The sequence below is a fragment of the Hymenobacter aranciens genome, from assembly GCF_030580865.1.
Classification (GTDB): domain Bacteria; phylum Bacteroidota; class Bacteroidia; order Cytophagales; family Hymenobacteraceae; genus Hymenobacter; species Hymenobacter aranciens.
Window position 1 is genome coordinate 141859 of the sequence record NZ_JAUQSY010000010.1, and the last position, 20955, is coordinate 162813.

Genomic DNA, 20955 nt, shown 5'->3' on the forward strand with positions numbered 1-20955 from the left:
GCGGCGATGCAATCAAAAGGACTGCTTCTGGCTGCAGGAATCCTGCTGTTGCTGCCGCCGCTGCTACTGTTCGCCTTCGTTGTGCAGCAGGTCGTCGTTTCGGATGCCGACATGAAGCTGTGGGTGCTCTTTCTGATGAGCCTCACGCCTTGCGGCCTGCTGGCCACCATTGGCTGTCTGGTAGCTCTTTTCCGGAAAAGCGTGGGCAATCAGTTCTTCAGTAAGTCGCTGGCTTTAGGAATGCTGGCGGGCGCCGTGCTGGAGTTAGTTGGGGGCTTATTTGCTATCGGGCTGGTATTACTGGTAGTGGGCGCCCTTAGGTAGTTAGCAGCTCACACCGTAGCACTAGGTTAGCATCGGGGCACAGCGCCGCCCACTGCGCTTTTTCCGACGGCCGGGCCACGCCGGGGAAGTCGCCCACGTGGCCCTGCATGTCGGCCATGAGCTGGAAATGCAGGTGCGCCGGCCAGTCGCCATTTTCCGGAAACGGGCCGACGGTGGCAAACGCCTCACCCTTTGTCAGGGCCTGTCCGGCGCGTAGCAGCCGCCACTCGGCGCGGCTGAGGTGGCCGTAGAGGCTGTAGAAGGTGATGCCTTCCAGCTCGTGCTGGAGCACGACGGTGGGGCCGTAGTCGCCGAAATTATCGTTGTCGCAGAGGCTGTGGATGGTGGCGGGCAGCGGGGCCAGCACCGGCGTACCGGCGGGCAGCCACACGTCCACGCCCAAGTGCAGGGAGCGGGCCTCGGGCTCGGCGCCGGGGCCGAAATGCGCGCTGCGGCGGTAGATAACGCGGTTTTCGAGGTAGCCGCCGATGCCGATGGTGGCGTGCTGCTCGGCCAGCATGTCGTTTACCAATTGGTCAAAATCAGCGGTGCCGCGCAGGTCGGCGGTGGCCAGGCGCGGGTTGCTGGCCGAGAAGTCGAGGCGGGCCACGTCAGGGCCGTTGAGGTCGACGGGTAGCACCGGGCCGAAATCGGCCTGGTGGCGGAGCAGGAGGGAGGAAAGCAATGTTGAATGGTTGGATGAAAGATGGGCGAACGACTGAATGAAGCCAGTCGGCAGCGTAGCGCGGGTGGCAAGTTACCTTTGTAGCACCAGTTGCGGCTGGTTTTCGTAGATACTACCTCTGAAAGAGGCCGGCGAGAAAGGATAAAACCTTCTTTTTCGTCTCCCTCATTCCCCCCCACCCTCAACCCCTCAATCCCCCGCATGTACCACACCCTGACCGTCGTTGCGCTTACCCAGGAAACCCCCGATGCCGTTACCATTCACCTGGAGCGCCCCGACCGCCAGCCCCTGGCCAGCCAGCCCGGCCAGTTCCTGACCCTCATCCTGCCCTGCGGCCCCGGCGGTAAAAAGGAGCGCCGCGCCTACTCGCTCAGCAGCACCCCGCAGGAAGCTCCGCGCTTGTCCGTGACGGTGAAACGCGTGGTGGGCGGCCTCGTGAGTAATTATCTGCTCGACACCGTGCGCGTGGGCCAGCAAATAGAAGTGATGGAGCCGCTGGGCAATTTCGTGCTGCAGCCCAACGCTGGCGGCGCCGGCCGGGCGCTGGTGCTGGTGGGCGCCGGCTCGGGCATCACCCCGCTCATGTCCATCCTCAAAGCCGTGCTGCGCCAGGAGCCCCAGAGCCGTGTGCTGCTCGTGTATGGCAACCGCAACGAGGACTCGGTGATTTTTAAAGACCAGCTCGCGCAATTGGAAGCCGGCAGCCAAAGCCGCCTGCAAATCGAGCACGTCTACAGCCAGCCGCTGCGCGCCGGCGGCAGCCACCAGCACACCGGCCGCCTCAACCGCACCACGCTGCTGCACATTCTGGAGCAGCGCCGCGACTTCCCGGCCCCGCAATGCGAGTTCTACCTCTGCGGCCCCGACGGCATGATGAACGAGGCCCGCGCCGCCCTCGACCTGCTGCTGGTGCCCGCCGCCCGCATCTACCGCGAGAGTTTCGTGGCCGCCACCGAAACCGCCGAAGCCGCTCAGGCCCATGGCGACGTATCGACCAGCCCCGCCGACAGCACCGACGGCACCCGCCTCGTGACGCTGCACTACGAAGGCAGCGAGTACCAAATCAAAGTGCCCCCGCACCAGACCATCCTCGAAACCGCCCTCGACCAGGACATCGACCTGCCGTATTCGTGCCAGGCCGGCCTCTGCACCGCCTGCCGCGGCAAGTGCCTGAGCGGCAAAGTGCATCTCGACGAGCGCGAAGGCTTGTCGGACTCCGAAATCAAGCAGGGCTACGTGTTGGTGTGCGTGGGTCACCCAATGACGGACGACGTGGTGATTGAGATTGATTAGTGTGCTGCACTCGTTAAAAATCAGTTAAAAGCGGAACGAGAGCAGCCTCGTTCCGCTTTTTTTGTAACAAAATTGCTTATTTGCGCCCACGTAAGTGGCCATGCCGCTGGCGTCACCGTAAACCTTCCTCCGATGATAACTGCCCCTGAAATAGATACCGCCTCGGCCACCAATACGTCCCGGCCGCCCCGCCACTACCTGCCCGAAGACTTCCACATAACCGACTGGACCGGGCTGGAATCCTTCTTCACCGAGCTGCGCGACCGGCCTCTGCACTCGGCCACCGAGCTGGAACGCTGGCTGCTCGACCGCTCCGAACTGGAGTCTATGCTCAGTGAAGATTTGGCCTGGCGCTACATCCACATGACCTGCGATACGCAGGATGCGAAGCGCTCGGAGGCTTTTCAGTTCTTTGTGAATGAGGTGGAACCGCAGGTGGCGCCCTACGACCACGCCTTGAACGAGAAGATGCTGGCCTCGCCCTACCTGAGCGGGCTCGATGCCAGCCGCTACAACATATTTCTGCGCTCAGTGCGCCGGGCTTCGGAAATTTACCGGGCCGAAAACATCCCGCTCAAAACCGACATCAGCACCAAGCAGCAGCAGTACGCCGCCACCGTGGGCGCCATGACGGTGACCCTCGACGGCGAGGAGCTGACCCTGCCCCAGGCCGCCGACCGGCTGAAAAACCCCGACCGCATGGTGCGCGAAACGGCCTACCGCGCCATTCAGCAGCGCCGCCTGCAGGATTCCAAGCCGCTCGATGAGCTGTTTACCGAGCTGGTGCAGCTGCGCCACCAGGTGGCGCTGAACGCCGGCTTTGAAAACTTCCGCGACTACATGTTTGCTGCCCTGGGCCGCTTCGACTACACGCCGCAGGACTGCTTTAACTTCCACGCCGCCATCCGCGAAACGGTGGTGCCGCTCATCGATAACATTGATTTAGAGCGCCGCCAGGACCTCAACCTGCCCGCCCTGCGCCCCTGGGACCTCGACGTGGACCCCAGCGGCCAGCCGCCGCTGCGCCCCTTCGGCACCGGCGACGAGTTGCTCGAAAAAACCATCACCGTCTTCCAGAACCTCGACCCTTACCTCGGCGACTGCCTGCGCACCATGCGCACCATGGGCCACCTCGACCTGGAAAGCCGCAAGGGCAAAGCCCCCGGCGGCTACAACTACCCGCTCGATGAAACCGGCGTGCCGTTCATCTTCATGAACGCTACCAGCTCCTTACGCGATGTGGTGACAATGCTGCACGAGGGCGGCCACGCCGTGCACAGCTTCCTCACCCGCAGCCTGCCGCTGGGCGCCGACAAGCACCCGCCGTCCGAAGTAGCCGAGCTGGCCTCCATGAGCATGGAGCTGATGAGTATGGACCAGTGGGACATCTTCTTCCCCAACCCCGACGACCTGCGGCGGGCCAAGAAAACCCACCTCGAAGGCGTGCTCGAAACCTTCCCCTGGGTGGCCACCATCGACAAATTTCAGCACTGGATTTACGAGCACCCGCAGCACAGCGAAACCGAGCGCCACGCCAAATGGGTGGCGCTGTTCGATGAGTTCAACCAGCGCACCGTGGACTGGAACGGCCTCGAAAACTTCAAGCCTTATTTGTGGCAGAAGCAGCTGCACCTCTACGAAGTGCCCTTCTACTACATCGAGTACGCCATGGCCCAGCTCGGCGCTATTGCCGTGTGGCGCAACTACCGCCAGGATGCCGCCGCCGGCCTGGCCGCCTACAAGCGCGCCCTGGCCCTGGGCTACACCGCGCCCATCGGCGATATTTACGCCGCTGCCGGCATCCGCTTCGATTTTAGCACCGACTACCTGTGTATGCTGGCCGACTTCGTGCGCGACGAGATGGAAAAGTTGTAAGGTTCTGCCGACTTCTTATAAAAAAGGCCTTCTCAATAATGAGAAGGCCTTTTTTATGCCGGATTAGTTTTTAGAAGCTGTAGCTGGACTGATGCAGGTCAGTTCGACGGTTTCGCCCACCATGCAGATACTTCCCATCGAAACAGGGCGATAATCAACAAACACCTGCTGGCCGTCGGTGGCGTTGAAGTTCCACCAAAGTGCGCCGGTGGGTTCCAGGCGCCGACCGTCGCTTAGCTCCAATACCTTGCCACAACCATCAAGGCCGGTAAGGTCGCGCACCGTGGCTGGGGTTGAGCAACTAGGCTCCGGATTGCAACTGTGGCAAGCACTGGTGCATAGCATCAGGCTTAAAAGGCTGGCCCATATCAGCTGTGTAGAAGAGAAAGTAGTAGCCATCTGGTTGTAAGGAGTAAAGTCTGCAGCTACGACCGGCTAACTATCAATACCGTTGCATCGGCTGTCCGGCCCGGGCTTACTCCGCCAGCTCAAACAGCGGCAATGGCTTCAATTCCTCATACTTGCCACCCAGCGTTTCGAGCTGTTCCTGATGCAGCTTGAGGTAATTGTTGTACTGGCGGGCGGCGCGGTCGTATTGCACCCGGTAGCCCACCACGCCTTCGTCAATCTGCTGAATGCCTTCGACAAAGTTGCGGGCGTTTTCGGTGGGGGCGGCCCCGCCGGGCGCAGCCACGGGGTAGAGGGCGTGCAGCAGCGAATCCTGGGCCGCGTCGTAGCGGTCGATGAGGGGCGAGCTGCTCATGGTCTGCTGGTTGTAGCGCAGGGTTTTGAGGCGGGCATTGGCCTTGCCCAAGGCCTGCAGCTGGGCGGCATCGGCGCCGGGCTGGGCCTGCAGCTCACGCAGCAGCAGGCGGATAACGCCAATTTTCTGGTCGTCGCTCTCCATCATATCGCGCCAGCGCACGGCCACCGTGTCGTTCAGCTGGTCAAATTGGGCTTTCACCTCGGCGGTGGCAGCGGGATTGAGGGCGGCTTTGCTGCCTTCGTGCTTGCACGATGCCGCGCAGGCCGCTACCAGCAACGCGCCCGCCAGCAGGCTTTTCAGGGAGAAAGTGGAAGAAAGGGACTTCATTGAAAAAAGAGCGTGAGAAATTACGGGACTGCAAGAATAACACCGGCAGGCCGCAGATAAATCGGACGACGGTAAATAATTCGCTGACTTCAGAAAATCAGGTTCGACGGAGTCGTGCTTTGAACGCGGCCCTGGCCGGATTAGTACGCGCCGGCAGCAGCCCAGTAATCAGCTCCTGACTTCCAGGCCGTAGAGCAGCTGCTCGGCCAGGCGGTGGGCAATTTCGTTGGGGCCCAGCTTGCCGCCGGGGCGGTACCAGCTGGGCAGCCAGTTGAGGCTGGCCAGCAGGGTGAGGGCCGCAAAGGCGGGGTCGGGCGTCCGGAGCTCGTGCTGGGCCACGCCCTGCTCCACCAAGTGCCGGAAACCAGCCTCGTACTTGTCGCGCAACGCCAGAAACTCCGTGCGGGCGGGCTCGCTCAGGTGCCGCCACTCGTGCAGAAAGACGGCCGAGGCGGCCGCGTCGCGGGTGAGCACCCGCACGTGCGCTTCCACGGCCGCCCGCAGGCGTTGGGCCACGGGCAGCGTGGCATCGGCCGTGGCCCGGGTGAAGTCCACAAAAAACTCCTCGGCCAGTGCGAAGCATACCCGGTGCAGGATTTCTTCCTTCGATTTGATGTGCGAATACAGGCTGCCGGCTTCTATTCCCAGCGCCGTGGCCAGCTCGCGCATGCTGGTGGCGGCAAAGCCCCGCGCCCGAAACAGGGCCGTGGCCGTGCGGTCAATCTGGGCTTTGCGGGATAAGGGCGGGGCAGACATAAGCAGCAGTAGGTAGGCAAAGATAGGCTGCGCCGGGAGCCGGGAGCCGGCCAGAGCGGGGTAGCGAGAATGTATTATTGGTGAAGTTCAATCTGTTTCTGCTGCCGATTTTGGCCGCCCTTCATCATTTCATAACCAACCATGCGGCGAAAACCACGTATCTTTGCCCTGGCTTAGACTCCATTTCCCCCATTTTTATGAAAAAGCAATACTACCTGCTTGCCTCGGCGATGATGCTGGTGGCCGGCGCTGCTCAAGCTCAGGGCAACGAACTGTTCTTTTCCGAATATGCCGAAGGTGCTCACCAGAGCGGCGTGAACTACGGCGGCGCTGCCAACTCGACCGGTAACGAGCGGGCTATCGAGATTTTCAACCCGACGACCTCCACCGTAAATCTGGCACCGTACTCGGTACGCCGCTACTCCAACGGTAGCCTCACGCCGGTTGACGAAGAGCGTTTGATGCGTACCACTGGGGCCAATACCATGAACCCCTCGACTACGTTCGTGTACGCGAATGGCGAGGCTACCCTGACGGACCTGCGGACTGCGGCCAATCAGTTTGGGGGCACACCTTACAACTCTAACGGCCCGAACTACATCTCGGGGGGCGGCGCTACCACCGGCAACGTATCGTACTTCAACGGCGACGATGCCGTGGCCCTGGTGCGCTACCCCACGACAGCCGGTCAGGGCACCGGTGTTATCATCGACCTGATTGGCGTGATTGGTGAGCGCCCGCTGCTGGCCAACGGCAACCAGGGTGGCAACTGGAGCGGCACCAACCCCCTCGACGACATCCCCGGCACGCCCCCCACGCAGGTTTTCGTGTCGTCGGCCAACCAGACCATCCAGCGCCGTCCGGACGTCTCAACCGGCATCCGTACCAACCCGCTGCCCCAGCAGACGCCGGGCGTGACGCCTCCTACCCGTAACCCCGGTGGCTATAACATCGCCGACGAGTGGCTGATGTATTCGACGGCCTTTAACGGCCCAGGCGGCACTTCGAACCCCGGCGGCCAGCTGTACAACCGGTTTGGCGACCACCTCGACTACACTGGCCCGCGAGCTCCCCTGTCGGTTGGGCTGGCTGAATTCAACTCCAACATCAGCATCTATCCCAACCCTGCCCACGGCACTGCTACCGTCGACATTAAAAATGCCAAAGTTGGCAGCGTGGTGGTGCTGAACAACCTGGGCCAGCGCATTGCCGGCCAGGCTAAAGGTGCTGGTCAGGAGCAAATCAAGCTCGACATCTCGGGCCTGAAAGCCGGTCTGTACTTCGTACAGATTCTGAGCGCCGATGGCTCGCTGAAAATCTACAAAGAGCTGGTAGTGCAATAAGCACCAAACGGTTCTATTACTAAAAGGGTGGGAAGCAATTCCCACCCTTTTTTTGTGAGCGTACCTTTGGGGGCAATTAGCAATGGACCGTGAGCAAGTAGCAGTTTGTGCTTCTGCAGCCAGAAAGGAAAGGGCCCTAAATTGTTAATTGCTCATCGTTACTTATTCATTGAAAACATGGCCGACCTGACTCCCCTTTCCGACATTGGCGAATTCGCCCTCATCCGCCGCCTGCAGCAGAAAATTGAGCACCGCCAGCCCAGTACCGTGCTCGGTATCGGCGACGATGCGGCTATTATCGCCCCGGCGGCCGACCATGAGGTGGTAGTGAGCACCGATTTGTTGGTGGAGGGCATTCACTTTGATTTGATGTTTTGCCCCTTGCGCCACCTGGGCTATAAGGCCGTGGCCGTGAACGTGTCGGATATTGCGGCCATGAACGCGCAGCCCACCCAGCTTGTGGTGGCGCTGTCCACGGGCCCGCGCTTCACGGTGGAGGCCATTGAGGAATTATACGCTGGCATGCGGCTGGCCTGCGAGGCCTACGGCGTCGATTTGGTGGGCGGCGACACCACCAGCAGCCGGGGCGGGCTCACGCTGGCCATCACGGCGCTGGGGCAGGTGCCGGCCGGGCAGGCCGTGCGCCGCTCGGGCGGCAAGCCGACGGATATTCTGTGCGTGAGCGGCGATTTGGGCGGGGCTTTCCTGGGTTTGCAGGTGCTGGAACGCGAGAAACAAGCCTTCCTGGCCGACCCGGAGACGCAGCCCGAGCTGGGCAACTACGAGTACGTGGTGCAGCGCCAGCTGAAGCCCGAGGCCCGGCTCGACATCATCCACGAGCTGCGCGAGCTGGGCGTGACGCCCACCAGCATGATTGATATTTCGGATGGGCTGGCCTCGGAAGTGATGCACCTGTGCGCAGCCAGCGGCACCGGGGCGCGGCTGTTTTCGGAATTTTTGCCCCTGGCCAACCCCACGCTGGAGGCGGCGGCCGAATTCAACCTCGACCCCATCACCTGCGCCCTGAATGGCGGGGAGGACTACGAACTGCTCTTCACGGTGCCGGTGGCCGACCATGCCAAGATTAAAAACCACCCCGATATCACCGTCATCGGCCACCTGACGGAGCGGGATGACGCGGTGAATCTGATTACCAAAGGCGGGCAGGCCGTGCCGCTGCAGGCGCAGGGCTGGACGGCGTTTTAATGGTAGCGCGGACTTTGTAGTCCGCGAGTGTGGTCCGTCAAACGTTCAGACTCGCGGACTGCAAAGTCCGCGCTACTTTCTTAAGCCCAGCGAATCGCGCCAGCCCAGGTGCTCATGGTGGTGCGTGCGCCAGTAATCGAGCTGCAGGGTGCGGTGGCGGGTGGCGCGGGTGGTCAGTTCGCGGGGCGTTTTGCTGCCGGCGCGGTCGAGGTAGGTTTCGTCCCAGCCGAGGATGCGGTGGGGGAAAGCCTGTTCGAAATAAATGACTAGGCGGCGGCCGCTCTGGTACTTCAGGGTGTAGGCCTGCAGGGGGCTGGTGGTGCCGAAGCGGGGCGTGCCGGGCGCGGCCGCCAGCGTGGCGGTGGCCGCTTCGGCCTGCAGGGGCTGGTGCTGCAGGCGGGTGTAGGTGGTGCCGGGCACCAGCTGCACCGCGCCGACGGGCAAGCCCGCCGGATTGAGGCGAATGCGGTTCCAGAGCTCGTCTTCGAGCGTCGTTATCGGCAGGTCGGTTTCGCGGTCGCCCTCGCTTTCGAAGTACGATTTGAGGGAGACGTGGTACTGCTTGCGGCGCAGGTTGAGCTGGGTGAAGATGTGGCCGCACCACTCCTGCACCGAGGTGCTGACCTTCACGGTCGGGCTTTGGTCAAGGGGCGTGAAGGTGGACGTGAGCAGCGAGTAGGGGTAGATGCCGGTGAGGAATTTCTTCTCGAAATTGAGCTTGAGCACGGGCAGCCGGTCGTCGGGATTGGTGGTCGGGTCGTCGAGCTTGACTTGCTTGCTCCGCGAGAAATCTTCCGTCACGAAGATGAGCACAGCCTCGCCCTGGTGGATTTCGCCGTAGCGGGCCTGCTCCAGGGTGTAGCTGCTGAGCTCGGCCTTGCCCTGAAACCAGTAGGCGCCGAAGCCGGCGGGGAGCGGGGCGGCTTTGACGGGTGGCTTTTCGCCGGGGGCCGAAGAGCAGCTGAGGGCGAGGAACAGGGGAACAAGAAGAAATTTCATAGAACCTTGAGCCGCGAAGCGGCGACATGTTGGTAGAAATAACACGAAGAGAACGATAGAGCCGCAAAGCGGCGGCACATTTCGCCCGGAGGAAGTGCCGCCGCTTTGCGGCTCTGGTTACTTGGGGAGCTGGCTGCTACCAGCGTGTCGCCACTTCGCGGCTGGCCGTTAGTCTTCGGGGTAAGGCACGAATACGAAGTTCGTAAACTCCTTGTCCAGTACAAACAAACAGCAGAACTCGTCGGCATCCTTGTAGGTGGCCTGGAAACCCTCGACGCCCTCGGCGCTGACGATGCCTTGCTGCACGAACAGCTCCAGGTAGCTGGCGAAGACGTGCCATTCGAGCTGCTGCTCGTCGGCGTTGATGAGCAGGCCGCCGAGGCTGACGTTTTCCTTGGCGAAGACGAAGATGGGGTAGCGGCTGATGTCGCGCTTGCGAATCTGGGCCGAGGCTTCGAGCAGCGTGTCGCTCACGGTGGCGAAATCCTTGGTGATGGTGCCGAGGTATTTGCCGTTTAGTTCGGGGTCGTTGAAGTAGTCCATTTGTTAATAGTTTAGTTGCCTGCCATTCTTCTGACAAAGAGAGATTGGCCGTCTAATGCAATAACTACGGCATGCGTTGTCTCTCCGTCTTCGGTTTGCAGTTCAATCTTTAAACCCTTATCAAAATTAAACATGACTTCACGAGGATTGAGTTGTGAAGCTGCTGCTTCAAAAGAGGCAGCAGCAGCAGTTTGATTCAACAGCAAACGGCCTTCTAAGTAAGCCATGTCCGGCTGCGGCTCGTCAAAGATGCCTACTGGTGTTCCTTGCCAGATAATTTGGGGGCGGTAGCTTTGCATTACTTCAATTCCAAGAGCACGACATTCTCCACGTGGTGCGTGTGCGGGAACATATCCACCGGCTGCACCTTCGTCACCTTATACGCCGAATCCAGCATTTCCAAATCCCGGGCCTGGGTGGCGGGGTTGCAGGAGATGTAGACGATGCGGGGGCAGCGCAGCTCCAGCAGGCGCTGGACGACGTCGGGGTGCATGCCGGCGCGGGGGGGGTCGGTGATGATGAGGTCGGGGTGGCCGTGCCGGGCGGTGAAGGCGGCGGTGAGGATGTCCTTCATGTCGCCGGCGAAGAACTCGGTGTTGGTGATGTTGTTCACCTCGGCGTTGAGGCGGGCGTCGGCCACGGCCTGCTCGACGTATTCGACGCCGATGACTTTGGCGGCCTGCCGGGCCACGAAGTGGGCGATGGTGCCGGTGCCGGTGTAAAGGTCGTAGACCAGCTCGGTGCCTTGCAGCTGGGCGAAGTCGCGGGCTACTTTGTAGAGGTTGTAGGCGCCTTCGGAGTTGGTTTGGTAGAACGACTTGGGGCCGATGCGGAAGCGCAGGCCTTCCATTTCTTCCTCGATGTAGGGCAGGCCTTTATAATTCACGATTTCGAGGTCGTGGAAGGTTTCGTTGCCCTTGTTGTTGAGGACGTAGTTGAGGGAAGTAATCTGCGGGAACTTCTCGTACACGGCATCCAGCAGGGGCTCGATGCTGTGGTGGGGGAGGTAGCACTGCAGGAGCACCATAATCTGGCCGGTGCTCTGGGCAGTGCGGATGATGAGGTTGCGCAGGTTGCCGGTTTGCTTGACGATGTTGCCGAAGCGCAGGTTTTGCTGGCGGCCGTAGTCGCGGATGAACAGGCGGATTTCGTTGCTGGGCTCGGGCTGGAGGTGGCAGTGCTGCACGTCGATAATCTTATCGAAGCGGGCGGGGGTGTGGAAGCCGAGCACGCGGCGGTCGTAGTCTTCGCCGCTCTGGATTTGCTCGTTCGTCAGCCAGCCGTTGAAGCTGAAGGTGTATTCGAGCTTGTTGCGGTAGTAGGTGCGCTGGGGCGAGGAGAGAATGTAGGGGATTTCGGGCAGCTCGACTTTGCCGATGCGCTCCAGCGTATCCACCACCTGCTGCTGCTTGTACTTGAGCTGGGTGTCGTAGCCCAGGTGCTGCCACTTGCAGCCGCCGCAGGTGCCGAAGTGCTGGCAGAAGGGCTCGACGCGCAGCTCGGAATACTTGTGGAACTTGACGGGCACGGCTTCGAGGAAGCTCTTTTTGGACTTGGTGACGCGCAAATCCACCACGTCGCCGGGGGCTACTTGCGAGACGAAAATCACGAGGTTGCCCACGCGGACGAGGCATTTGCCCTCGGCGACCATGTCCTGAATTTCGACGTTGAGGAGGGCCTCGGCGGGTATTTTTTTATCAGCTTTCATTCGAGAGCAAAGATAGGGCAGGGAATGGCCTAGCCGGTGGTAGGAGCCTGCCGGCCGGTGGTAGGAAGCATCTGGCAGGCGGTAGGAGCCTGCCGGCCGGTGGTGGGGAGCATCTGGCCGGTGGTGGGAACACACTTGCAGGCGGTGGGAGAGGTCTGGCCGGTGGTGGGAACATACTGGCAGGCGGTGGGAGAGGTCTGGTCGGTGGTGGGAACATACTGGCAGGCGGTGGGAGAGGTCTGGTCGGTGGTGGGAGAGGTCTGGCAGGCGGTGGGAAGGCGGCGGATATAAAAAAAGGCCCTCCGGGTGCCGGAGGGCCTTTTCTGTTATTCGGAGACTGCTTACTTCACAATCTCAAACCAGCCCTTGGTGGTGGTGCCGTTGGGCAACTTGAGCAGGTAGTAGTAATTGCCGCCCGACAGCTCGGTCCCGCCCCAGTTGTTCTGGTAGTTGGTGGTGTTGTACACCTCGCGGCCCCAACGGTTGAAGATGGTGAGCGTGTTGCCGGGGTAGAGCGTGATGTTGTCGAACACCAGTACATCGTTCTTGCCGTCGTTGTTGGGCGTGATGATGTTGTAGGTTTTCACGGTGTTGGCGAAATCCACGCTGGTCGTGTTGGAGTTCGAGAACAGCGGGGTGGCATCGGTGCTCACGGCCACTACGCGGAATACCTGATTGAAGCCCGCGCCGGTGGCCGAGTTGTCGGCGCCGTTAGGCACGGTGGCGGTGAGCGTGCTGGCCAATACGGTGCTGAGCAACTCTGGCGTGCCGCCATCGAGGGTGCGGTAGATGCGGTAGCCCTGCACCGGGAAGCCCACGTAGGCGTTCCAGCTCAGGTCGACAGTACCCTGGTTGCGGCCGCCGGTGCCAGGTGCGGCCATGGCCTGCAGGCGGATGGTTTGCAGCAAGGCGCTCCGTAGCAGGGTGCCGCAGCCGTTGGTGAGCTCCAGCTGGTATTCGTAGGAATTGGCGGCGGCATCGGCCGAGGCGTCGGTGTAGGTGGTGGCCGTGGCGGGCACCGTGCCCACCGTGACGAAGGCCGCTCCCGACCCGGTCACGCGGCGCTGCACCTGCACCAGGTTGGCGGCGGGGGTGTTGTCGTTGCTGGCTACGTTGAGGGTCAGCACCACGCTGTTGTTCGAGGTTTCGGCCACCGAGGCCAGGGCCAGCGCGAGGCTGGGCGTGTTGCGCAGGATGCGCAGAGTATTTGCCGGACCGGCGCAGCCGAAGGCCGAGGTTTCGGTAACCGACACGCTATAGCTGGGAGCGGTGGAGTTGAAGTACACCGTAATCTGGCTGCTGCCCTGGCCGGTGGCGATGGCGCCGCCCACGACCGTCCACTGGTAGGTAGCGCCGCTGGTGTTGGGCACCGAGTACTGGATGCCCGGCTGGGCGGGGGTGGGGAAGTCGCACAGGAACGCCGGCCCGGTGATGGTGGCCGCCACCGGGGCAGGGTCGACGGTGAAGCTGGTGGTGATGAGCGCACCGGCGCAGCCCTGGGCCGAGGTTTCGCGCACGCTCACCACGTAGGTGCCGGGCGTGGTTTGGGCGGGCAGGCTCAGGGTGTTGCCGGTGGTGGTTTGCGGCTGGTTGTCGAGCTGGAAGGCATAGGTGGAGCCCGCAAATCCGCCCGGCAGCGTGAAGCTGATGGGCGAGCCCTGGCACACCCGGGCCGGACCGGTGAGCGTGAGCGTGCTCAACGGGGTGGGGTTGATGCGCACGCGCAGCGTGTCGGAAGTGCCCAGGCAGCGGACGCCGCTGGCGGGGTTGCTGGTTTCGGTGACGACGATTTTACCGATGGTGGACACCGTCACCGGGTTCCACTGCACGCTCACCGTGTTGAGGTTGGTGCTCACCTGCGTGCCGCCGATGATGGTCCAGGCATACACCGAGCCGTTGGTGTAGGGCGTGGTGGCGTAGGTGTAGGGGCCGTCGCCCTGGCACACGGCGTTGTTGGGGGCGGTGGCCGTCACGTTGCCGGGGCCGTTGGGCGTAGGCGTTTGCAGGATGGGGTTGATGCGCACGGCAAAGTCGGTGGTGTCGGACGAGCAGCCCAGCGCATTCACCTGGTACACCTGCACGAGGCCGGTGCCGGCCGTGCCCCAGTCCACGGTGATGCTGGCCGTGGTGCCGCCGCTGGCCTGGGTACCGCCGGTGATAATCCAGCGGTAGGTGGTGCCGGTGGGGTTCACCACCGAGTAGGCCACGCCCGTCACGGTGGGGCACACCGAGGCCGAGCCCGTGATGCCCTCCGCTGCCGGGCGCGGGTTGATGGTCACGGATACCGAGTCGCGGCCCACGCAGCCGCTGGTGGTACGGGCGTTGAGGTAGTACTTCAGCGTGAGCGGGGCCGTGGTGGTGTTCAGGCCAGTCGTGTTGAGTACCGGCTGGGCCGTGCTGGCGCTGCTCAGGCCGGTGGCGGGCGTCCAGGTGTAGGTGTAGCCAGCCTGGGCGGGCGTGCCCAGGGTCACGCGCTGGTCGGCGCACACGGTCTGGTCGGCCCCGGCATCCACTACGGCGGCCGGCGTCACGGTCACCGTCACCGAGTCGCGGGCCACGCAGCCGTTGGAGGTCGTAACGGTGAGGTAGTATTTCTGGGTGATGGTGGCGCCGGTGGTATTGGTGAGCGTGGCGACGGGGTTGGGCACGGCAGTGCTGCTAAGGCCAATGGCCGGCGTCCAGGCATAGGTGTTGCCCACCACCACGGGGTTGTTGAGGGGACCCAGCGTGACGGGCTGGCCCGAGCAGGTGGTGTAGTTGGGGCCGGCTTCGGCCACGGCGGCGGGGTTGATGTTAATCTGCACCTGGTCCTGGCTGGTGCAGCCGTTGGGGGCCGTCACGTTCAGCACCAGGATGCGGAAGAAGGACTGCGCGGTGGTGTTGGTCACCGTGAAGGTGGGCTGGGCCAGGCTGCCGTTGTCGATGCTGATGCCGGCCTGCGGCGTCGTAATCCAGCTGTAGGTGTAGCCGGGCAGGGCGGGCGTGCCCACCAGCCCGGTAGCGCCGGAGCACACCGTCAGGTCGGGGCCGGCGTCGGCCACGGCGGCCGATTTCACGGTCACCGTCACGGTGCCGGTGCCGGTGCAGCCCTGGGTGTTGGTAGTGACGAGGGTGTAGGTCTGGGTGATGTCGGCGCCGGTGGTGTTGGTGAGCGTGGCCGTGGGGTTGGCCACGGTGGCGCTGCTCAGGCCGGTGGCGGGCGTCCAGAGGTAGGTGTTGCCGGCTACCGGGGCCGCGCCCAGCGCCGTGCCGATGCCCGAGCATACCGAGCGGTCGACGCCCGGCAGGGCCTGGGCAGCGGGGTTGATGGTCACCGCCACGGTGGCCGTATTCGTGCAGGTACCCAGGGTAGCCGTGAGGGTAAAGATGCGGGTAATCGGAGCGTTGGTCGTGTTGGTACCCGTTGCGATAGGATTGGCAATGGTGGCATCGCTGAGGCCGCTGTCCGGGCTCCAGCTGTAGGTAACGCCCGCCACCGGGGCCGCGCCCAGCTGCGCCGAGCCGCCCGAGCAGAAGCTCACGGCCGGGCCCGGGGTAGCCACCGGCGTCGGATTCACCGTCACGGTTACCGTGCTGGTGCTGGTGCAGGACGTACCGCCCGTCACGGGGTTGCCGGCGAAGGGCCCGGTCACGGTCAGGGTGTAAGTCTGGGTGATGGGCGTGGTGCCGGAGTTGGTGAGCGTCACGGTGGGCTGGGCCACGGTGGCGCTGCTGAGGCCGGTAGCCGGCGTCCAGCGGTAGGTGTTGCCCGCTACCGGGGCAATGCCCAGCGGGGCCGAGGCCACGCCGGAGCACAGCGTCTGGTTGGCGCCCGCATTGGCGATGGGCAGCGGCACCACCACTACCGAAATAGCCTGCGTAGCCGTGCAGCCCTGCGCATTGGTGGCCAGCAGCGTGTACAAAGTGCTGATGGGGGCAGCCGTCGTATTAACCGCCGTCAGGACCGGGTTGGCGATAGTCGGGTCGCTGAGGCCGGTGGTCGGGGTCCAGCTATAGGTATAGCCCGCCAGCACCGGCGCGTTGAACTGCAGGGTCTGTCCCGAGCAGAGGAATTCCGGGGCAAACGCCGGGATTATCACCGCCGGGTTCACCGTCACCGTCACGGTAGTGGTGCTGATGCAGCCGGCGGCGTTGGTAGCCGTCAGGGTGTAGGTCGTCGTCACAATAACGCCGGTAGTGTTGGTCAGCGTCACGGTGGGGTTGGCAATGGTTGGGTTGCTGAGGCCCGTGGTAGGGCTCCAGCTGTAGGTGAGGCCGGCAATGGGGGCCACGCCCAACTGGGCCGTCTGCCCCGAGCAGGTGCTGACCGACGTGCCCGCGCTCACGTTCAGCGGCGGCGTTACGGTTACTACCACCGTGCCGGTGCTCACGCAGCCAGCGGTGTTGGTCACCGTCAGGGTGTAGGTTTGGGTGATGTTGGCGCCGGTGTTGTTCGACAGCTGGAGAGTAGGGTTGGCAATGTTGGGGTTGCTCAGGCCGGTAGCGGGGCTCCAGCTGTAGGTGAGGCCGGCCACCGGGGCCGCGCCCAGCTGCGCCGTCTGCCCCGAGCACACCGTTACGGCCGTGCCGGGCGTTACGGTGGGGGGCGGCACCACCGTCACCGTCACCTGGGTGGTCGAGGTGCAGGTGCCGTCCGAGGCCGTCACAGTGTACACCGTGGTCGCCGTGGGCGACACCGTAAGCGTCGTGCCGGTCACGGTCTGCGCGCCGCCGGCAATAGTGTAGGTGAGGCCGGTAGCGGGCGTCACGGTGAGGGTGGTGCTGGCGCCGCGGCAGATGCTGGGGGCGCTGGGCGTCACCACGGGGTTGGCCAGCGGCCGGATGGTCACGTTCTGCACCACGGAGTCGGTGCGGCAGCCGAAGGCCGAAATGCCCTTCACCGACAGCTGAGCGGTGGTCGCAACGCTGTTCCAGCGCACTTGCACCGTTTGGGTGCCTTGGCCGCTCACAATGGTGCCGCCCACAATGTGCCAGTTGTAAGTAGCCGAAAGCGGCCCCGTCGCGGTGTAAACCTGTCCCAGGCTCACGTCGCACAGTTGCGTAGTGCCGGCAATGGCCGTCGGCGCCGCAGGCTTGGTCACCGTAATCTGAAAAACCTCCGATTTGCTTTTAGTGGTACACACCACCGTAGCCGTCGTCAGCACGTCGTAAGACGTGGAGCGGGCCATGCCGCAGCTCGGCGTGAAGGAGAACGTGCCATTGACGGGGCCGGAGCCGGCCACCGTCACCGTGCCTGTGGTGGAGCCAGCTGGCCGTAGCCCCTGGTCGCCGTTATAAGAGGCATTGATGCTGCCGCTACCATCAAGCAGGACGCTGTTGACGCGGGTAGTCAGGCTACTGCCGCCAGGGTTGGTATTGGCGTTGATGGGGAAAGTCAGGGTCTGGCCTTCTTCCACCGTAAAGCTGCGACCGCCAGAGCCAGTGGGGTTACCGGTGCCGCCCGCACTCTGAATGGTGGGCGCATTGCCGGCCGGACACTGTCGCACTACCAACTGCAAATCGCGCCGGGTACGCCCCACCAGAACCTCCGTCCCATTAATGTTGCGGTACTCGTTCACGTCCACGGCTACGACGTAGAATCCCTGCGCTGCATTTACAATATAGGTGCTCAGGCCGGTGGTGGCGTTGAGGGTAGCCGTGCTGCCCGCCCCAAAGGGTAGGGCTGTGCTGTAGCCCGAGGCGTAAGTAACGGAAGTTGGTGGAGGGGTAAACGAAGTCCCGGGCGGATTATAATTGTTAGACGTTGGTGCATTTCCCAATTGATTGTAATCGCCAGCATACGGAGTACCAAAAGAATATGTCAGTCGGTCGCCATCGGCATCAGAAGCACTGTTGAGAATATAAGTGGTATCGAACTGGCATACCAGTGCTACTGCCGTGTCGGAGAATACGGGCGCCGAGTTCGGAATCAGCGGCCCGGCCATGTCTAGGTAGAGTGTCATGTTGCCCGTTGCACCACCGCCAGCGCCACCAATGTTCTGTAGGTTATTGATGTTAGAAGTGCGGGCATTGTCAGAATAAAAGCAGTAGTAACCATCGATTGATACCGGTAGGCAAACCGTGGCCACATATCGCACAAGGCGCACTGAAGGCGGTGTAAAACCATTGGCGCAGGCCGCTGGAATCACCCTAGTTACCGAATTATTAGTCGTCTGATTAATAACTAGATTTCCTGAATTTGTGACATTTGAGCCGGGTGAAGTGGGCATTGAGACAGGTAAGGCAATACGAGTCCCGGACTTTAGATAAAAGCCGAGTTCAATATTGAGGCGCCCATTCGGTACCTGACTCGTGCCACCACTATTGTTGTAAATAGCGACGGTCACCTCATAGCGAAAAGCATTGCCTGCCGGGCCATTGGCATCGAGATAGCGGTAGCTCATTTCCCCGCCGTATAAGTGCGTGGCCCGGGCCTGCTGCACGCTGCCCAGGCATAGAAGTGCCAGCACCAGCAGGGGCAGCCCGCGGAAGTGACGGAGTAAGGTTGTAAACATAAGAGTGGGAAAAGGGTAGGAGGCGGGAATAACCGGGCCGGCTGCCTGAAGCAACCGGCCCGAGTAGATTTTTAACTAAAAAGCTGAGGCCAAAGTCCTACTCGCGCACCACGCGGCGCAGGGCGGTATGGCCCTGGGCATCGCGCAGGCGCAGCAGGTACACACCCTTGGCCAGGGCGCCGATGTTCAGCTCGGCATCGGCCGAGGGAGCCAGGCGCAGCGAGGTTTCGAGCAGGCGGGCGCCCAGCAGGTTTTCCACGGTGGCGGTGTAAGTGCCGCTGGCGCTGGCATCGCTCAGGTTGAGGTGCAGGCGGCCATCCTGGGTGGGGTTGGGGTACACGGCCAGGGCGGGCAGGTTCTGCGCCTCGCGGGTGGCCAGGGGCTGAATGCGGAAGGTGTAATCCTCCACCTCGGCATTGACGAGGTTCACGGCACAGGCGTTAGACGTGGAGCCGGCGAGCGAAACCCGCACCCGCATCCGAATGGCGGCGCCGGCGGCCATGCTGGCGGGCGGCGTGAAGGTAGTGGTGAAGGTCGAGGCATTAGGGCCGGCCGTCGAGTTGCCGTTCACCACCAACTCACTGTTGTCCAAAACGCCATCCTGGTTCACGTCCATCCACACAAAGGTGCGGTGGGCCAGGTTGAGGTTCACGGCCACGGTCAGGTTCACGGGGCCGGGGTTCACGGTGATGGTCTGGGCCGTATAGTTGCCGTAGCCACCGGTTTCGACCCGGGTGTTGTTCGTAAAGGCCGGCTGGGCATTGGCCACCGCCACCCGCGTGATGAAGAGCTGGCTGGGCTGCGTCTGGCCGCCGGGGCCGGGCTGCCCAACTCCGTTGGAGGGGCAATACACCAGACAGGGTACCTGCACGTTCACGTAGTCCGTCTTGGTTTCCACGTCGTTGCCGTTGGCGTTGGTGGTCGTCAGGGTCACGGTGTAGGTGCCGCTGGCGGCGTACTGGTGCGAGGGGTTTTGCAGGGTGCTGGTGGGGCTGCCGTCACCAAAGTCCCAGCTCCACGAAGTCGGTGCGTTGGTGCTGGCGTCGGTAAACTGCACCGGGTTGATGCAGGCGCCGGCCACGTAGTTCGAGGTGAAGGCGGCTACCGGGGGCATGGTATTAGGCAGGGCAATGATGGTGTAGTCTTCTACCTGCCCGCTGATGGGGCTGGCGCAGGGCTGCGGGTTGTTGCCGCCGGCATCGGTCACCACGCGCAGGCGCAGGGGCTGGTTGAGGATAGTGCTGCCGGGCAGGGTGATGTTACCACTTACGCTGGCTTGGTTCAGGGCTTCGTAAATCAGCTCGCTGGCCGTCAGGGTGCCGTCGTTGTTCAGGTCGAGGTACACGCGGGTGTCCTGGTTGGTAGAGGTGCTGCCCAGGCTAATGACCAATGGGTGAGCTACGCCCACGGTCAGCTGCGTGCGCTGGGGGCAGGTGAAGTCCTGATAGCCGGCCGCCCCATCTACCGAGGCGTTGTCGATAGTGCCCAGCTGGAAGCGCGTCACGCCGTAGCCGCAGCAGTAGCTGTTGGTGGCCGGCGAGCAGGCAGCCGCCAAGGGTACCTGCGTGGTATAAACGATAGTGGCCGTGGCGGCGGCGCTGCTGCCGGCGGCGTTGGTGGCTACCAGGGTGGCGGTGTAGGTGCCGGCCGTGGCGTAGCAGTGGTTGGGGTTGCGGTCGGTGCTGGTCTGGCCGTCGCCAAAGTTCCAGGCCCAGGCGGTGGGCACGTTCTGGCTGGCGTCGGTAAACTGCACGCAGCCCGAGCAGGTGGTGAGGCCGCTGGTGGTGAAGGCGGCCACCGGCGGGTTGCTGTTGGCCGTCACGGTAATAGAATAGTCCTCTACCTGCGAGTACTGCGGCGTCGAGCAAGCCGTGGGCACGGCCACGTTGGCGTAGTCGGAGGCCACGCGCAGGCGCAGGGCTGTGCCCAGCACAGTGGTGGCCGGGGGCGCAAAGGTGACCGTGTGCGTCGCGGCGTTGTTGGAGCTCAGTACCTGCTCGGCCGTGCCGAAGGCACCATCGTTGTCGAAGTCTACCCAGGCCCGCACGTTTTCGAAAACCCCCGCGGCGGAGTTGCTCACCGTCAGGGTGTAGTTCTGGCCCACCAGCAGCGCGGCGCCGGGGATGGGGTTGGTGGCGCGGCAGGCGTAGTCCACGTAGCCCTCCGCCTGGTTGCCGGTCGAGTTGTTAATCAGGGCCGTTGTGCCACTGCGGAGGGTCACGTTGGCAATGCCCATGCCGAACAGTCCGGCGTTGGCGTTGCTGGCGCGGCCGGGGGTGCAGGCGGCGGGCGTGGCGGGGCACTGAGCCTCGGCGGCCGTGCCCAGCAGCCCGCTCAGGCCCAGGGTCAGCACGCTAATCGAAAGCTGTTTCCAAGCGCGTAAAGAGACGTTCATAAGCAATGTAGAGTGGTCGGAGAGAATTCTGCGGATAAAAGTAACACTAAAAGCAGGGAGCCCCGCCGAAAATCGGCCATTTCCAATCTTTCGCCGCCGAATCAGGAAAGCGGCCGGATTGTGTCCAGGCTCTCGACAGTTTCTGCCCAACGGTTGCCTGCCCGGCGGCAGCTATCGAATAGCAGGGATGGCAAAAGTTTAATTCCTGCCGCAAAAATCGCACCACGGGCCCGTCGTAGCT

Annotated in this window: 15 protein-coding genes; 5 read left to right on the top strand and 10 right to left on the bottom strand. The window is 62.9% G+C overall.

What is annotated here, in order from left to right:
* Nucleotides 1-6: 6 nt before the first annotated feature.
* Entirely contained in the window at nucleotides 7-324 is a 318-nt protein-coding gene (locus Q5H93_RS16000) for a hypothetical protein (protein ID WP_305007607.1), read from the top strand.
* Here the strand turns inward: Q5H93_RS16000 and Q5H93_RS16005 are convergent.
* Nucleotides 317-1009 carry a peptidoglycan DD-metalloendopeptidase family protein gene (locus Q5H93_RS16005; RefSeq protein ID WP_305007608.1) on the bottom strand — a complete coding sequence of 231 codons (693 nt, stop codon included), beginning with the start codon at nucleotides 1007-1009 and terminating at the stop codon, nucleotides 317-319. The two genes, Q5H93_RS16000 and Q5H93_RS16005, sit on opposite strands and share 8 nt — an antisense overlap.
* A 201-nt stretch (nucleotides 1010-1210) precedes the next feature.
* Between Q5H93_RS16005 and Q5H93_RS16010 the strand changes: the two genes are divergently transcribed.
* Entirely contained in the window at nucleotides 1211-2302 is a 1092-nt protein-coding gene (locus Q5H93_RS16010) for a ferredoxin--NADP reductase (protein ID WP_305007609.1), read from the top strand.
* 132 nt (nucleotides 2303-2434) lie between these two features.
* Nucleotides 2435-4177 (top strand): M3 family oligoendopeptidase, encoded by a 1743-nt coding sequence (locus tag Q5H93_RS16015; protein ID WP_305007610.1) that lies wholly within the window; start codon nucleotides 2435-2437, stop codon nucleotides 4175-4177.
* 63 nt (nucleotides 4178-4240) lie between these two features.
* Here the strand turns inward: Q5H93_RS16015 and Q5H93_RS16020 are convergent, their stop codons facing one another.
* The 3 genes from Q5H93_RS16020 to Q5H93_RS16030 all read right to left on the bottom strand — a co-directional run bounded on the left by Q5H93_RS16020 (nucleotide 4241) and on the right by Q5H93_RS16030 (nucleotide 6026).
* Nucleotides 4241-4459: a hypothetical protein gene (locus tag Q5H93_RS16020; RefSeq protein ID WP_305007611.1), complete on the bottom strand. Its 219-nt coding sequence runs from the start codon at nucleotides 4457-4459 to the stop codon at nucleotides 4241-4243.
* Between the two features lie 193 nt (nucleotides 4460-4652).
* On the bottom strand, nucleotides 4653-5270 hold the full coding sequence (locus tag Q5H93_RS16025) for a hypothetical protein (RefSeq protein WP_305007612.1): 618 nt from the start codon (nucleotides 5268-5270) through the stop codon (nucleotides 4653-4655).
* Between the two features lie 168 nt (nucleotides 5271-5438).
* The gene (locus Q5H93_RS16030) at nucleotides 5439-6026 is read right to left on the bottom strand and encodes a TetR/AcrR family transcriptional regulator (protein WP_305007613.1); all 588 of its coding nucleotides are present in this window, start codon (nucleotides 6024-6026) and stop codon (nucleotides 5439-5441) included.
* Nucleotides 6027-6223: 197 nt separating this feature from the next.
* On the opposite strand from Q5H93_RS16030, the gene Q5H93_RS16035 reads away from it, so the two are divergent.
* On the top strand, nucleotides 6224-7369 hold the full coding sequence (locus Q5H93_RS16035) for a T9SS type A sorting domain-containing protein (protein ID WP_305007614.1): 1146 nt from the start codon (nucleotides 6224-6226) through the stop codon (nucleotides 7367-7369).
* A gap of 177 nt (nucleotides 7370-7546) precedes the next feature.
* Nucleotides 7547-8575 (top strand): thiamine-phosphate kinase, encoded by a 1029-nt coding sequence (gene thiL, locus Q5H93_RS16040; RefSeq protein ID WP_305007615.1) that lies wholly within the window; start codon nucleotides 7547-7549, stop codon nucleotides 8573-8575.
* Between the two features lie 72 nt (nucleotides 8576-8647).
* On the opposite strand, the gene Q5H93_RS16045 is transcribed toward thiL, so the two are convergent.
* The 6 genes from Q5H93_RS16045 to Q5H93_RS16070 form a co-directional block, all read right to left on the bottom strand.
* Nucleotides 8648-9574, bottom strand: coding sequence for a hypothetical protein (locus Q5H93_RS16045; RefSeq protein WP_305007616.1), 927 nt, complete (start codon nucleotides 9572-9574; stop codon nucleotides 8648-8650).
* Between the two features lie 168 nt (nucleotides 9575-9742).
* Nucleotides 9743-10117 carry a hypothetical protein gene (locus Q5H93_RS16050; RefSeq protein ID WP_305007617.1) on the bottom strand — a complete coding sequence of 125 codons (375 nt, stop codon included), beginning with the start codon at nucleotides 10115-10117 and terminating at the stop codon, nucleotides 9743-9745.
* Nucleotides 10118-10128: 11 nt separating this feature from the next.
* Nucleotides 10129-10416 carry a hypothetical protein gene (locus tag Q5H93_RS16055; RefSeq protein WP_305007618.1) on the bottom strand — a complete coding sequence of 96 codons (288 nt, stop codon included), beginning with the start codon at nucleotides 10414-10416 and terminating at the stop codon, nucleotides 10129-10131.
* Complete coding sequence (gene rlmD / locus Q5H93_RS16060) at nucleotides 10416-11825, bottom strand: 23S rRNA (uracil(1939)-C(5))-methyltransferase RlmD (protein ID WP_305007619.1); 1410 nt, start codon at nucleotides 11823-11825, stop codon at nucleotides 10416-10418. Before rlmD ends, Q5H93_RS16055 begins: the two co-directional genes overlap by 1 nt.
* A 341-nt stretch (nucleotides 11826-12166) precedes the next feature.
* Nucleotides 12167-17767 (bottom strand): T9SS type B sorting domain-containing protein, encoded by a 5601-nt coding sequence (locus Q5H93_RS16065; RefSeq protein WP_305007620.1) that lies wholly within the window; start codon nucleotides 17765-17767, stop codon nucleotides 12167-12169.
* A gap of 649 nt (nucleotides 17768-18416) precedes the next feature.
* Nucleotides 18417-20714, bottom strand: coding sequence for a GEVED domain-containing protein (locus tag Q5H93_RS16070; RefSeq protein WP_305007622.1), 2298 nt, complete (start codon nucleotides 20712-20714; stop codon nucleotides 18417-18419).
* Nucleotides 20715-20955: the final 241 nt, after the last annotated feature.

Excerpts from the sequence above, each read along its gene's own strand:
- Q5H93_RS16000 (WP_305007607.1), top strand. The coding sequence starts at position 7 with ATGCAATCAAAAGGACTGCTTCTGGCTGCAGGAATCCTGCTGTTGCTG.
- Q5H93_RS16010 (WP_305007609.1), top strand. The coding sequence starts at position 1,211 with ATGTACCACACCCTGACCGTCGTTGCGCTTACCCAGGAAACCCCCGAT.
- Q5H93_RS16015 (WP_305007610.1), top strand. The coding sequence starts at position 2,435 with ATGATAACTGCCCCTGAAATAGATACCGCCTCGGCCACCAATACGTCC.
- Q5H93_RS16025 (WP_305007612.1), bottom strand. The coding sequence starts at position 5,270 with ATGAAGTCCCTTTCTTCCACTTTCTCCCTGAAAAGCCTGCTGGCGGGC.
- Q5H93_RS16030 (WP_305007613.1), bottom strand. The coding sequence starts at position 6,026 with ATGTCTGCCCCGCCCTTATCCCGCAAAGCCCAGATTGACCGCACGGCC.
- Q5H93_RS16035 (WP_305007614.1), top strand. The coding sequence starts at position 6,224 with ATGAAAAAGCAATACTACCTGCTTGCCTCGGCGATGATGCTGGTGGCC.
- thiL (WP_305007615.1), top strand. The coding sequence starts at position 7,547 with ATGGCCGACCTGACTCCCCTTTCCGACATTGGCGAATTCGCCCTCATC.
- Q5H93_RS16045 (WP_305007616.1), bottom strand. The coding sequence starts at position 9,574 with ATGAAATTTCTTCTTGTTCCCCTGTTCCTCGCCCTCAGCTGCTCTTCG.
- Q5H93_RS16050 (WP_305007617.1), bottom strand. The coding sequence starts at position 10,117 with ATGGACTACTTCAACGACCCCGAACTAAACGGCAAATACCTCGGCACC.
- Q5H93_RS16055 (WP_305007618.1), bottom strand. The coding sequence starts at position 10,416 with ATGCAAAGCTACCGCCCCCAAATTATCTGGCAAGGAACACCAGTAGGC.
- rlmD (WP_305007619.1), bottom strand. The coding sequence starts at position 11,825 with ATGAAAGCTGATAAAAAAATACCCGCCGAGGCCCTCCTCAACGTCGAA.
- Q5H93_RS16065 (WP_305007620.1), bottom strand. The coding sequence starts at position 17,767 with ATGACACTCTACCTAGACATGGCCGGGCCGCTGATTCCGAACTCGGCG.
- Q5H93_RS16070 (WP_305007622.1), bottom strand. The coding sequence starts at position 20,714 with ATGAACGTCTCTTTACGCGCTTGGAAACAGCTTTCGATTAGCGTGCTG.